Source organism: Bradyrhizobium sp. CCBAU 11434, assembly GCF_028128895.1.
In the GTDB taxonomy this organism is placed as follows: Bacteria; Pseudomonadota; Alphaproteobacteria; order Rhizobiales; family Xanthobacteraceae; genus Bradyrhizobium; species Bradyrhizobium zhengyangense.
This window is the reverse complement of sequence record NZ_LBJX01000100.1, coordinates 305,256-318,696: the sequence shown is the minus strand read 5'-3', so window position 1 is coordinate 318,696 and position 13,441 is coordinate 305,256. Positions and strand designations below refer to the sequence as shown.

The window sequence follows — 13,441 nt, the reverse complement described above, 5'->3', positions numbered from 1 at the left end:
GTGCGAGCTTCCGATACCATCATCACTTCATCGGCCAGACAGCTTCGGCCACCGCCGCCTGAGCCGGGAAGATGGTGACAAACTTGCCGCCGAGATATTGCAGCAGCACCGGATCGGCGTCGTTGTTCTGGCCCATGTCGTCGAACTTGACCCGCTTCCAGGGCATGATGGTCTGCTCGCCCGGAATGTCGGTTGCAGCCATCGCGTCGCGGATCTTCTCGCCGTCAGTCGACTTGGCGCGGTTGATGGCGTCCGCGATCACGATCATCGCCATGAACTGCCGCGAGGTGTTGTCGTTGAGATCCTTGCCCGACTTGGCCTTGAACAGATCGTTGATCTTGCCGACCATCGGCCGCTTGGCGGCGAGATCGAGCGAGAAGCTGCCGCGGGTGATCGCACCTTCGAGCTTGTCGCCGACGGCATCGTATAGCGCCTTTTCGGAGAAGCCGGCCGCCTGGGCCAGGATCGCGTTCGGCTTGTAGCCGAGCTCCGCCATGGTCTTGACCAGCAGGATACCATCCGTGGTGTAGCTCGAAGGCAGCAGCACGTCGGCATTGGCGGCCTTGAGCTGCTGGACTTCGGCCGACAGCGACGGCGAGTTGGCGCGGTACTTGATGTCGGCGACGATCTTGTAGCCGCGCTCGGTCGCAAGCTTGGTCTGGGCATTGGCGGAGTCGGTGCCGAAGATCGTGTCTTCGTGGAATAGCGCCAGCGTATTGGCCTTAGCGCCCTTCTTCTTCATCGCGTCGAGGAAATCGAACATCGCGGTCGAGAACATCTCGTCATGCGGCGAGGCGCGGAAATAGTACTTCAGTCCGCGGCGATGCAGGCTCGGCGAGGAATTGTCCGCCGACAGGAACGGGACCTGATAACGCTCGCAGATCTGGCTTACCGTGACCGCGACCGCGCTCTGATAGGAGCCGAGCACCGCGCAGACCTTCTCCTGGGTGATCAGTCGCTCGGCTTCGGCGCGGCCTTTTTGCGGGTCGCCCTGGTGGTCGGCATAAACCATGCGGATCTTGGCACCACCAAGACCCGGCAAGCCGACGCCCTTTGCCAGCGGAAGATCGAAATCCTGATCGTTGTTGATGATGTCGATTGCGGTCTCGAACGCGCGCTGCGCATCGACACCCACCTGGGCGCCGGCACCCGACAGCGGGTAGGTCGCGCCGATCACCACCTCGGACGTTTGCGCGCGTGCGGCTAGCGGCAGCAGTGCGGCAGCGGCGGTGGCTCCGAGCAGAACGTCGCGGCGAGTGATCGTCATTGGTAAAGTCCCCTGTTATTCGAATTTTGTGCGTATCGATGAAGCGATTGGCAAACTGCGTAAAGCCCGAAGAAGCAGCAAACGCTGCCTACTAAATCACGGCCATGTTCCTGTTCTTCAGATCCGTCACCAGCATCAGGCCCGGCGAATGCGTAATTGCGAAAGGTAGCTTGGCGGCGTTGATCACCGATTGCGGCGTCACGCCGCAGGCCCAAAACACCGGGATCTCGTCGTCGGCGACAGGTACGGGATCGCCATAGTCGGGCTTGGCGATATCCTTGATGCCGATCAGATGCGGATGGCCGAGATGCACGGGCGCACCGTGCACGGCGGGATAACGCGAGGTGATCTGCACCGCGCGGATGGCGTCAGCCGGCTTGAACGGACGCATCGACACCACCATGGGACCAGCGAACGGACCAGCCTCGCCGCAGGCAATGTTGGTGCGGTACATCGGCACGCGCACGTTCTCTTCGATGTGACGGATCGGCATGCCCTCGTCGAGCAGTGCCTCTTCGAACGAAAACGAGCAGCCGAGCACGAAAGTCACGAGATCGTCGCGCCAATACCTGGTGACGTCGGTCGGCTCGTCCACGACTTCGCCGTCGCGCCAGACGCGGTAGCGCGGCACGTCGGTGCGGATGTCGAGATCGGCGCCGAGCGCGGGGATGTATGGGCTGCCGACGTCGGACATGCCGATGATCGGGCATGGTTTCGGATTGAGCTGGCAGAAGCGATGGAAGGCGCTGGCGTATGCCGCCGGCAGGATCGCCAAATTGCCCTGGACGAAGCCGGGGGCAACCCCCGCGGTGGAGCCGACCTGGCCGCCGCGATAGGCGAGCCGCGCCTGGCGGCTCGGGAGCGTGTCAGGCGTTTCAGTTTGCTGCGCTGCCACCAAAACAGTCATTTCATCGACCTGCCTATGAACTCGACAAGCCTAGCCAACATCAAGCATACTATAAAGTCTAATCGTCCTTTTTAATCGATATCGATAAAGTCATTTTATCGATCGGGAAAATCCTTCCAATGCTGGACTTCAGGTCGATCGAAACCTTCCTTTGGGTTGTGAAGCTCGGCAGCTTCCGAGGTGCCGCGGCGCGGCTCAATACGACCCAGCCGGCGATCTCCCAACGGATCGCCCAGCTCGAACGTGAGATGGGCGTCAAACTCCTGAACCGCGATCATCGCGTGGCGTCACCGACCCCGAGCGGGCGGCAGATGATGGTCTACGCCGAGAAGCTGATCGGCTTGCGCGCCGCGATGATGGCCGAGATCGGCGATCGCTCGGCAATGCGCGGCGTGATGCGGCTCGGCGTCGCCGAAACCATCGTGCATACTTGGCTGCCGCGGCTGGTGAAGAGCGTCAACGAGATCTATCCGAACCTGTCGCTGGAGATCGAGGTCGACATCACGCCGAACCTCACCGCGCGATTGCTTGCACAGGAGATCGAGCTGGCTTTCGTCGTCGGTCCCCTCTCGGCCTCGGGCGTGCACAACCGCATGCTTGCCGACTATCCGATCGGCTTTCTCGCGAGCCCATCACTCGGGCTCGGCCACGGCCCGGTGACGCTCGCCGATCTCGCGCGGTTTCCGATCATCACCTTCCCGCGCAAGACCAGGCCCTACGAGGTGGTGCGCGAGGTGTTCGACCGGCCCGACTTGCCGCCGATCCGTCTTCACGCCTCCGCCTCGCTCGCCACCGTGATCCACATGGCGGTGGAAGGCCTCGGCATCGCCGTGATCCCCGACGCCATCGTCGAGAACGAGCTCGCCGACGGCCGGCTGCAATTGCTCGACACAGATCTTAAGATCGCGCCGCTGACATTTACGGCGAGCTGGCTCGCCTCGCCAGACGTCGTGGCGGTGCAGCGCGTCGCCGAGCTTGCATGTCAGATTGCGCAGAGCAGCCTCGCGGTTGACGCGCCCGCGCTGGCGCGTCATTGAAAAAGGCGCCGGACAACCTTTCCCGTCATTTCGGGATGGTGCGCAAGCACCAGACCCGGAATCTCGAGATTCCGGGTCCGACGCTTCGCATCCCCCCGGAATGACGGATTACGAATGGACTGAACGCATGAGCCGAGCCGCGACCAACCTGCAAATTGATTCCGCCCGCCTCTGGGGCTCCATCCACGAGACCGCGCAGTTCGGCAGGACGGCCAAGGGCGGTGTGCGGCGGCTGACCTTGAGCAGCGAAGACAAGCAGGTCCGCGACTGGTTCCGAAGGGCCTGTGAGGACGCCGGGCTCGAGGTTCACACCGATGCGCTCGGCTCGCAATTCGGCCTGCGCAAGGGCCGCGACATGTCGAAACTGCCCGTCGGCATCGGCTCGCACCTCGACACCCAGCCGACCGGCGGCAAGTATGACGGCATTCTGGGAACACTCGGCGCGCTCGAAGTGATCCGTACGCTGAACGACGCCGGCATCGAGACCGAGGCACCGATCTGCGTCGTCAACTGGACCAACGAAGAGGGCTCGCGCTTCGCGCCGGCGATGATGGCCTCCGCCGCTTATGTCGGCGACTTCACCACCGACGACATCCTGTCGCGCAAGGACATCGATGGCACCACCGTCGGCCAGGCCCTCGACAGCATCGGCTATCGCGGCGACAAGCCGGTCGGTTTCCAGAAGCTCGGCTGCTTCGTCGAGCTACACATCGAGCAGGGACCAATCCTCGAAGCCGAGGGCAAGACCATCGGCGTGGTCGATTCCGGCCAGGGCGTGCTGTGGTACGATGGAAAGATTTCCGGCTTCGAGAGCCATGCGGGCTCGACCCCGATGCCGCTGCGACGCGATGCGCTGGCGACCCTGTCGGAGATCGTGCTGGCGATGGAGGCCATCGCGAAGAAGCACGGGCCGAACGCGGTCGGGACCATCGGCGAAGCCGTGATCGCAAATCCCTCGCGCAATGTCATTCCCGGCGAGATCGCCTTCACCATGGACTGCCGGAGTGCCGATGGCGCCATCATGGACGCGCTCGATCGCGATCTGCGTGCGGCCATCGCCGAGATCGCCGCGCGGCGCAAGGTCGAGGTCAAGATCGATCTCGTCTGGCGCAAGGCACCGACGCATTTCGATCCGAAGCTGATCGCCGCGGTCGAGAATGCGGCCAAGACGCTCGGCTATTCTTCCCGCCGCATCACCTCCGGCGCCGGCCACGACGCCTGTAACCTGAATACCGTCATGCCCGCCGCGATGGTATTCGTGCCGTGCAAGGACGGCATCAGCCACAACGAGCTGGAAGACGCCACGCAGCCCGACTGCGCCGCAGGCACCAACGTGCTGATGCACACCGTGCTGGCGATTGCCGGCGTCGCGTCCTGATCGGAGAGAGCCATGCGCGGAGTATTCGTCGACGCCAACGAGGCGCTCGCGGTCATCATGGAGCGGCTTGAGAAGCCCGGCGATCCCAAGGTTCGGATCCACAGGGATCCTGATATCAAGCCCGAACAATATCCTGAGATCCTCGACGGCGCCGAGATCGCGATCGTGGACCACACGGCGCTTCCGACCGAAGTCGCCAAGAATTGCACGGGCCTCAAGCACGTCGTGTTCCTCGGCACCGGCGCGCGCAGCTACATGAACCCGGAGGAGCTCGCCGAACTCGGCATCTCCGTGCATCTCATCAAGGGCTATGGCGATACGGCGGTGGCGGAATCCGCAGTCGCGCTGATGTGGGCCTCGGCCCGCGTCATTGCGATGATGGACCGCGAGATGCGCGCCGGAAACTGGCTGCGCGAGGATGGCATGCAGCTCACCGGCAAGACGCTCGGCCTGATCGGCTTCGGCGGCATCGCCGCCGAAGTGGCGCGGATCGCATCCGGCAGCGGCATGAAGGTGATCGCCTGGAACCGTTCGCCGAAGAGCCACGCGAGCGTCGAGTTCACCGATCTCGATACGTTGCTGGCGCGGAGCGACGTCGTGTCGCTGCACCTGCTGCTCAACGATGAGACGCGCGGCATGATCACCCGGGAGAAGATCGCAAAGATGAAGCCGGGCGTGGTCTTCATCAACACCGCGCGCGGCGCCATCGTCGACGAGCAGGCGATGATCGATGCCTTGAACTCGGGCCACATTCGCCACGCCGGCTTAGATGTGTTCAACATCGAGCCGCTGCCGGCGGACCATCCGCTGACCAAGATTCCCAACGTGACCCTGTCGGCGCATTCCGCCTTCCGCACCCCGGAAGCGAGCGAGAACCTGATTGAAGCGGCATGGGTCCATTGCCGCCGGATCGTGAAAGGATAAGAGCAACAACAATGGCCGACTATCGCACCATCAAGGCAGAGCCGCTCACCAACGCCATCCGCGCCATCGTCAAGGCCGGCGGCTCCTCGGACCGCGAGGCCGAGCTCGTCTGCACCAATCTCGTCGAGGCAAACCTCAAGGGGCATGACTCCCACGGCGTTGGAATGATCCCGCGCTACGTCCAGAGCGTCGTCAATGGCGGCCTTGCCGTGAACGCGCACGTTAAGATCGTGCTCGACACCGGTCCGCTTCTCACCCTCGACGGCCTCACCGGCTACGGTCAGGTGATCGGACACGAAGCGATGGAACTGGCGGCCGAGCGCGCCAAGCGCAACGGCGTCTGCCTCGTCGGCCTCTCCAATTCGCACCACATCGGCCGCATCGGCCACTGGGCCGAGCAATGTATCGACCACGGGCTGGTCTCGATCCACTTCGTCAATGTGATCTCGCGCCCGATCGTGGCGCCTTGGGGTGGCAGCGATGCGCGTCACGGCACCAACCCGTTCTGCGTCGGCATCCCGCGCCGGGGCAAGGAGCCGATCGTGCTCGACTTCGCCACCAGCAGGATCGCGCAGGGCAAGACCCGCGTTGCTCACAACAAGGGCGCCGAACTCGAGCCCGGCACCATCATCGACAACGAGGGCAAGCCCACCGTCAAGCCGCGCTACACCGTGATCCCGCCATACGGCGCCATCCTGCCGTTCGGCGAGCACAAGGGATCGGGGCTGGCACTGGTGTGCGAAATCCTCGGCGGCGCACTCTCCGGCGGTCAGGTGGTCAAGGGCCCGTCCGACGGCAAGTACAACGTCATCAACGGCATGCTCTCGATCATCATCGATCCGGGCAAGCTCGGCACTGGCGAGAACCTCGCGAGCGAAGTCGAGAGTTTCGTCGCCTGGCACACCGGCTCGCCTCCCGGCCCGGGCGTCGACAAGGTCAAGATCGCCGGCGATCTCGAACGCGAGACCAAGCAGAAGCGTCTCGCCGAAGGCATTCCCGTCGATCCGACCACCTGGCAGGAGATTATCGAGGCCGGAAAGAAGTTCGGGCTTGATCAGGCGGCGATCGAGAAGATCGCCGGCTGAACGGGAAAGTCATTGTCGTCCCGGCGGAGGCCGGGACGACACCATGTTGTTGATCTGATCTAGTCCACCATATCCGCCACAGCCTTGCCGCAGGCCGTGGTGTCGGCATTGCCACCGAGATCCTTGGTGCGGAGCGTGCGTTCGGCCAGCGTGCGCTCGATCGCCTCGACGATCGACTTGCCGGCTTCCTTCTCGCCGAGATGCTCGAACATCATCGCGCCGGACCAGATCATGCCGATCGGGTTGGCGATGCCCTGCCCCGCGATATCGGGAGCCGAGCCGTGCACCGGCTCGAACACCGATGGGAAGTTGCCTTCAGGGTTGATGTTGCCCGACGGCGCGATGCCGATCGTGCCGGTGCAGGCCGGGCCGAGGTCGGAGAGGATGTCGCCGAACAGGTTCGAGCCGACGACGACGTCGAACCAGTCCGGATGCAGCACGAAGTTCGCGGTGAGAATGTCGATATGATACTTGTCCCACTTCACGCCCGGGAACTTCTTGGCCATCGCCTCCACGCGCTCGTCCCAATAGGGCATGGTGATGGAGATGCCGTTCGACTTGGTCGCCGAGGTCAAATGCTTCTTCGGCCGCGACTGCGCAAGCTCGAAGGCGAATTTCAGGATGCGGTCGACGCCGGTACGGGTCATCACCGTCTGCTGCGTCACGAACTCGCGGTCAGTGTCGGGGAACATGCGGCCGCCGACGGAGGAATATTCGCCTTCGGTGTTCTCGCGCACCACCCAGAAGTCGATATCGCCGGGCCTGCGCCCCGCCAGCGGTGACGGCACGCCGGGCATCAATCGCACCGGGCGCAAATTCACATACTGGTCGAACTCGCGGCGAAACTTGATCAGCGAGCCCCACAGCGAGATGTGATCCGGAATTTTGGCAGGCCAGCCGACGGCGCCGAAATAGATCGCATCGTGCTTGCCGATCTTCTCCTTCCAGTCGTCAGGCATCATCTGGCCGTGCTTCTCGTAATAGTCGTAGGACGAGAAATCGAAGTGATCGAAATGCAGGGCCACGCCGTGTTTCTTCGCGGCCGCCTCCAAAACGCGCAGGCCTTCGGGCATCACTTCCTTGCCGATGCCGTCGCCGGGAATGACTGCGATCCGGTGTTGTTTCTTGCTCATCGAGAACGTCCTTGGTTAGTCCGGCAGCCGCCGCCTTCTTGACCGCACTGCAATGGACCAAAGTCGGCGGCAGTGCAACGCTGCACTGCAATGTTGACCATGGCGCAACCGAGCGCCTACTGATTTCATCCTGTATCCATCCTGCGAGCATCTCTCATGGATCTGCATCTGCGTGGCAAGCGCGTCCTGATCACTGGCGCGTCCAAGGGAATTGGCGCCGCCGCCGCCGAGGCGTTTGCCGAGGAAGGCGCAAACCTCCTGCTCGCCGCCCGCAGCGGCGATCAGCTCAAGGCGCTGGCCGATCGACTGCGCTCCGCGCACCAGATCGATGCGGCGACGAGCGTCGTGGATCTGCGCAAGGCCGAGGACGTCGCCCGGCTCGCAAAAGAAGCCGCCGACATCGACGTGCTCGTCAACAATGCCGGCGATATCCCCGGTGGCTCCATCGACAAGATCGATGAAGCCACATGGCGGCACGCGTGGGAATTGAAGGTGTTCGGCTATATCAACCTCACGCGGCAGGTCTATGCGCAGATGAAGGCCAAAGGCGGCGGCGTCATCGTCAACGACATCGGTGCAGCGGGCGAGAAGTTCGACGCCAATTATATCTGCGGCAGCGCCGGCAATGCCGCGCTGATGGCCTTCACCCGCGCGCTCGGCGGCAAAAGCCTCGCCGACAACATTCGCGTGGTCGGCATCAATCCCGGCCCTGTCGGCACCGACCGCCACGTCACGCTGCTAAAGACGCGGGCCAAGCACCAGTTCGGCGACGAGAGCCGCTACAGGGAATTCCAGAAGGGCCTGCCGCTCGGCCGCCCCGCCCATGCGCGCGAGATCGGCGACCTCATGGCATTCCTGGCATCGGATCGTGCGGGCTATACATCGGGCGTGATCTACACGGTCGACGGCGGCATCAGCGCTGGATCGGGCTAAGATCGATCCGTTCGATCGCGAGCGAAAAGTAAGCTGAGGAGCAAAACAGTTGTCTCAAGACCTGATCCGCGAAACCGCCTGCGTCGTCGTCGACAAGCTGCGCTCCGGCGACGTCTCTCCGCTTGAGCTACTCGACGTGGTGGAGAAGCGCGTCAAGGAGGTTGACGGCAAGGTCAACGCGCTGCCGACCCTTTGCTTCGATCGCGCGCGGACGCATGCGAAGGCAATGATGCAGAAACCGGCCGGCGCGCGCGGACTGCTTGCCGGCCTGCCGGTGCCGATCAAGGATCTGACTGATGTCGCAGGCGTGCTGAACACCCAGGGCTCGCCGATCTTCAAGGACAATATCCCAGCCAAGTCCGACCTCATGGTCGAGAACCTCGAAGCCAATGGCGCGGTGGTCTACGCAAAATCCAACACGCCGGAATTCGGCGCCGGCGCCAACACCTTCAACGAAGTGTTCGGCGCGACGCTCAATCCCTGGGATACGTCAAAGTCGGCGGCCGGCTCCTCCGGCGGCGCCGCGGTGGCGCTGGCCACCGGCATGGCGTGGCTCGCCCAGGGCTCCGACATGGGCGGCTCCTTGCGCAGCCCCGCGGCCTTCTGCGGCGTCGTCGGCATGCGGCCGAGCATCGGCCGCGTCGCGCACACGCCCAAATCGGGCATCGACCGCAATCTCGGCGTCGTGGGGCCGATGGCACGCAATGTCGAGGATCTCGCGCTGCTGCTCGATGCCATGAGCGGCGATTATGCGGACGATCCGCTGTCGCTGCCGGCGCCCATGACCTCGTTCCTGTCGGCGGCTCAGTCCGGCAAGAAGCCGAAGCGCATCGCCTATTCGCCCAATCTCGGCATTACGCCTGTCGATCCCGAGGTGAAGGCGATCACCCAGAAGGCCGTCGAACGCTTCGCAGAGGCCGGCGCAATCGTCGAGGAGGCGCATCCGGATTGGCGCGAGGCGCATGAGTGCTTCCACGTACTGCGCGCCTTTGACTTCGCCATCACCAAGGCCAATCTGCTGCGCACCAAGCGCGACCTGCTCAAGCCCGAGGTGATCTGGAACATCGAGGAAGGCCTCAAGCTGACGGTCGATCAGCTCGCGCGCGCCGAAGCGCAGCGCGTCGGCATGACCGCACGCGCGATCGAATTCTTCAAGACCTATGATCTGCTGCTGACGCCGACGACGATCGTGCCGCCCTTCCCGATCGAGCACCGCTATGTCGCGGAATGCGCCGGCAAGCGGTTCGAAAACTATGTCGAGTGGCTCGGCATCGTCTACGCCATTACACTCGCCTGCTGCCCGTCGCTGTCGCTGCCCTGCGGCTTCACGGCCTCTGGTTTGCCGGTGGGTGTGCAGGTGGTGGGCGCACCGCGCGCGGATGCGCAAGTGATTGCCGGCGCGAAGGTGCTCGAGGATATTTTGGGTCTGCGCGGCCAGACGCCGATTGATCCGCGGGGGAAGAAGTAACCCCCGAACGCAACGCTTGCGCGCTGCACCTTGTCCGGGACACCTGGCCTCACCTCCCGCTCGTCGCCTCCAGGCTGCGGCTGTAGCGCGACATCGCGAAGCAGAACACGAAATAGATCGCGGCGACGAAAATGTAGACCTCGACCGAGAATTGCTGCCAGGCCGGATCGATGATGGCGGTCTTGGCCGTCGTCAGCAGGTCGAAGATGCCGATGATCAGCACCAGGCTGGTGTCCTTGAAGAACGCGATGAAGGTGTTGACCAGCGGCGGGATGACGTGGCGGATCGCCTGCGGCAGCACGACCAGCCGGTGCTTGCGCCAGTAGGACAGGCCGAGCGCGTCCGCTGCCTCATACTGCCCGCGCGGCACGGCCTGGAGACCGCCGCGGATCACTTCGGCCAGATAGGCGCCTGCGAACAGGATGATCGCAATCTGGGCGCGCAGCAGCTTGTCGATGTTGAAGCCGCTGGGCATGAACAGCGGGAACATCACGCTCGCCATGAACAGAAGGCTGACCAGCGGCACGCCACGGATCAGTTCGACATACAGCACCGAGAGCGAACGGATCGCCGGCAGCTTCGAGCGCCGGCCGAGCGCGACGAGGATGCCGAGCGGAAAACCGAACGCCAATCCGAACGTCGCCAGGATCAGTGTCACCGGCAATCCGCCCCAGCGGTCCTGCGAGACGAACGACAGCCCGAACACGCCGCCCCACATCAGCACGCTGATCAGCGCCAGCGCACCGATCCAGAGGAACGCGAGCTCACGCCGCCACAGCGTGCGGCGGCTGGAGAGATAGAACAGCGCGATGAACAGCGCGACCGACAACGCGGGCCGCCACTGCTCGTCGAACGGATAGGTGCCGAACAGGATGAAGCGGTACTTTTCAGGAATGATCGCCCAGCAGGCACCTAAGCCGCGGACCGCCTTGCAAGCGCTGGAATCATTGGCCGGCGTGAGCCAGACAGCATGCGCAATTCCCCATTGCACGAAGCCAATCACGCCTTTCGCCAGTATCGCCAGCAGGATGATCGTGAGGATACCGTTGGGGATCGACGAGAACAGGTTGGTGCGGAGCCACCGCAGCACCGGGTTGCCGATTTGCGGACGGCGGGCGGCGCGCGGCAGGTCGGGCATGTCAGTGATCGCCGTCATGCTCAGCGCTCCGCCAGCGCGATGCGCGCATTGAACCAGTTCATGAAAAAGCTGATGCCGAGGCTGATGGTGAGGAAGACGGCCATGATCAGCGAAATCACCTCGATCGCCTGCCCGGTCTGGTTCAACGTGGTGTTGGCGACCGAGACCACGTCCTGATAACCGATCGCGACCGCAAGCGACGAGTTCTTGGTCAGATTGAGGTACTGGCTCGTCATCGGCGGCACGATCACGCGCAAAGCCTGCGGCAGGATGATCTGCCGCAGCATGAAGCTGCGGCGCAGGCCGAGCGCGCTGGCGGCATCCCACTGCCCGCGCGGCACCGACTGGATGCCGCTGCGCACGATCTCGGCGATGAAGGCCGAAGTGTAGGTGACGAGCGCGATCAACAGCGCGAAATATTCCGGCGCGAGCGTCAACCCTCCGACGAAATTGAAGCCGCGCAGTTGCGGCCATTCGATCGTCCAGGACACGCCAAGCAACAACGACACAGCGGCCGGCAGCACGACAATGAGACCAAGCGCAAAGGGCCACGCCGGCCGCGGCTTGCCATCACGCATCTGCTGCGCGACCAGCCATCGCCCGATAGCAAGGAATGCGATGAAACCCAACACGAACGTGCCGAGCACCCAGAGTTGCGGCATGCCGATCGGGATCGCCGGCAGGATCAGGCCGCGATTGGAGAGGAACACGCCGTCGAGCGGCCGCCACGCCGCGCGCGCCGCCGGCAAACCCTGCATCAGCACGTACCAGAACAGCAGCTGAAGCAGCAGCGGGATGTCACGCAGGACTTCGACGTAGAGAGCGGCGAGTCGCGACAGCAGCCAGTTCGCCGACAGCCGCGAGACGCCGATCAGCGTCCCCAGAATGGTCGCAAGCACGATGCCGATCACCGCGACGCGTAGCGTGTTGGCGACGCCGACGACGAAGGCCCAGAGGTAGCTGTCCCTCGGATTATACGCGAGCAGGCTGTCGGCAATCGGCATGCTGGCCTCGCGGCCGAGAAAGGCAAAGCCGGTGGTGATGCGGCGGGCCGAGAGGTTGGTGACGGTGTTGGACCAGAGGAAGACGACGACGGCGACGGCAATGCCGACCACCAGCACCTGCCAAAACAGGCCCTTCAGCTCGTTTGGCCCGAGCGCACCGAAAAAGCTGCGGCGCGGCGGCGGCCTGGGATCATCTGAGGTCACAGCACAAAAATCCTTCCTGAAAACAGCGATTTCCGGCGGCGCGCATCAACTGTTGCACCAAACGTGCATTCATGCAACAAATGTTTCATGGCCGTATCAGCGAAATCCTCGCCGTTGAGCGAACTGCGCATTGCGTTGCCATCGCTCCCCCTGCGCTTGCAGGAGGTCGGGCGTTTTGTTGCGGCCAATGATTACGACGCCACCACGCGCTCGATGCGCGATCTCGCGGCGGAGGCCGGCGCCGATCCCGCCGCTTTCACGCGGCTTGCGAAGGCGATCGGCTATTCCGGCTGGGACGAGTTGCGCGCCGCGCTGACCGAGGCGCGCCGGCCGTCCCCGACCTCGCCCTTCTCCGGCCGCGCCAAGACCAGCCGCCACGGCCCGAACGCCGATGTCGCACTCATCACCGATAAGCTCGAGGCCGAAGCTGCGGGCCTGCCGTGCATCTCCGCGCAGGCGATCGCGGACGCGGCCCGCACGCTGCATGATGCAAAGCGGATCTGGATTGCGGGCTATCGCAGCTGCCGCAGCGTTGCGGAATTGCTCAATTACGAGCTCAGGCTGTTCCGGCCCGAACAGGTGCAGATCGTCGGCACCTCGGGCCCCGACGATCTGGATCTCGGGGCTTTCCGTCCCGGCGAGGCCGTCATCGTCGTTGGCTTTCTGCCTTACACAAATGCGAGCGTCCGCGTTGCGCAAGCGGCCCATCGTGCAGGTGCGACGCTGATCGCCATCGCCGACAGCCTCTCGGCACCGATGGCCGAAGGCGCCGATCACGTGCTTCTGTTCGAAGCGGCCTCTTCCCCCGGCTTCTTTCCGAGCCTCACCGGCGCCATTGCGATCGCGCAGTCGCTTGCGGCGGTAACGTTCTCGCTCGGCGGCACGGCCGCCAAGAAGCGCCTGGAAAATACCGAGGCGAGGCTCGCGGCGGCCTCTACCTACGTTTCAGAGAAAGGTTGACCC

The 13,441-nt window shown here is 63.9% G+C and carries 12 protein-coding genes; 7 read left to right on the top strand and 5 right to left on the bottom strand.

Translation table 11 applies throughout. The annotated features are described in order from the left end of the window. Positions 1-22 precede the first annotated feature (22 nt). Both XI06_RS33890 and XI06_RS33885 read right to left on the bottom strand, forming a co-directional pair. Positions 23-1,267, bottom strand: coding sequence for an ABC transporter substrate-binding protein (locus XI06_RS33890; protein ID WP_237870598.1), 1,245 nt, complete (start codon positions 1,265-1,267; stop codon positions 23-25). A gap of 91 nt (positions 1,268-1,358) precedes the next feature. Next, positions 1,359-2,174: a putative hydro-lyase gene (locus tag XI06_RS33885; protein WP_237863725.1), complete on the bottom strand. Its 816-nt coding sequence runs from the start codon at positions 2,172-2,174 to the stop codon at positions 1,359-1,361. Positions 2,175-2,293: 119 nt separating this feature from the next. On the opposite strand from XI06_RS33885, the gene XI06_RS33880 reads away from it, so the two are divergent. The 4 genes from XI06_RS33880 to XI06_RS33865 all read left to right on the top strand — a co-directional run bounded on the left by XI06_RS33880 (position 2,294) and on the right by XI06_RS33865 (position 6,598). Further along, the gene (locus XI06_RS33880) at positions 2,294-3,211 is read left to right on the top strand and encodes a LysR family transcriptional regulator (RefSeq protein WP_237889591.1); all 918 of its coding nucleotides are present in this window, start codon (positions 2,294-2,296) and stop codon (positions 3,209-3,211) included. Between the two features lie 127 nt (positions 3,212-3,338). Then, positions 3,339-4,589 carry a Zn-dependent hydrolase gene (locus XI06_RS33875; RefSeq protein WP_237863723.1) on the top strand — a complete coding sequence of 417 codons (1,251 nt, stop codon included), beginning with the start codon at positions 3,339-3,341 and terminating at the stop codon, positions 4,587-4,589. A gap of 12 nt (positions 4,590-4,601) precedes the next feature. Beyond that, complete coding sequence (locus XI06_RS33870) at positions 4,602-5,513, top strand: NAD(P)-dependent oxidoreductase (RefSeq protein ID WP_237863722.1); 912 nt, start codon at positions 4,602-4,604, stop codon at positions 5,511-5,513. Positions 5,514-5,524: 11 nt separating this feature from the next. Next, on the top strand, positions 5,525-6,598 hold the full coding sequence (locus tag XI06_RS33865) for a malate/lactate/ureidoglycolate dehydrogenase (protein ID WP_237863721.1): 1,074 nt from the start codon (positions 5,525-5,527) through the stop codon (positions 6,596-6,598). Positions 6,599-6,657: 59 nt separating this feature from the next. Here XI06_RS33865 and XI06_RS33860 read toward each other — a convergent pair whose 3' ends face one another. Then, entirely contained in the window at positions 6,658-7,731 is a 1,074-nt protein-coding gene (locus XI06_RS33860) for a tartrate dehydrogenase (RefSeq protein WP_237889590.1), read from the bottom strand. A 156-nt stretch (positions 7,732-7,887) separates the two neighbouring features. Here XI06_RS33860 and XI06_RS33855 point away from each other — a divergent pair, with 156 nt between their 5' ends. Further along, positions 7,888-8,664, top strand: a complete 777-nt coding sequence (locus tag XI06_RS33855) for an SDR family oxidoreductase (RefSeq protein WP_237863719.1) — start codon at positions 7,888-7,890, stop codon at positions 8,662-8,664. Between the two features lie 49 nt (positions 8,665-8,713). Further along, positions 8,714-10,132, top strand: a complete 1,419-nt coding sequence (locus XI06_RS33850) for an amidase (RefSeq protein ID WP_237889589.1) — start codon at positions 8,714-8,716, stop codon at positions 10,130-10,132. 49 nt (positions 10,133-10,181) lie between these two features. Here XI06_RS33850 and XI06_RS33845 read toward each other — a convergent pair whose 3' ends face one another. Both XI06_RS33845 and XI06_RS33840 read right to left on the bottom strand, forming a co-directional pair. After that, positions 10,182-11,288 carry an amino acid ABC transporter permease gene (locus tag XI06_RS33845; RefSeq protein ID WP_237863717.1) on the bottom strand — a complete coding sequence of 369 codons (1,107 nt, stop codon included), beginning with the start codon at positions 11,286-11,288 and terminating at the stop codon, positions 10,182-10,184. 2 nt (positions 11,289-11,290) lie between these two features. Further along, positions 11,291-12,478: an amino acid ABC transporter permease gene (locus XI06_RS33840; RefSeq protein ID WP_237863716.1), complete on the bottom strand. Its 1,188-nt coding sequence runs from the start codon at positions 12,476-12,478 to the stop codon at positions 11,291-11,293. Between the two features lie 87 nt (positions 12,479-12,565). Between XI06_RS33840 and XI06_RS33835 the strand changes: the two genes are divergently transcribed. Continuing rightward, positions 12,566-13,438 (top strand): MurR/RpiR family transcriptional regulator, encoded by an 873-nt coding sequence (locus XI06_RS33835; RefSeq protein WP_237863715.1) that lies wholly within the window; start codon positions 12,566-12,568, stop codon positions 13,436-13,438. The last annotated feature ends 3 nt before the right edge of the window (positions 13,439-13,441 follow it).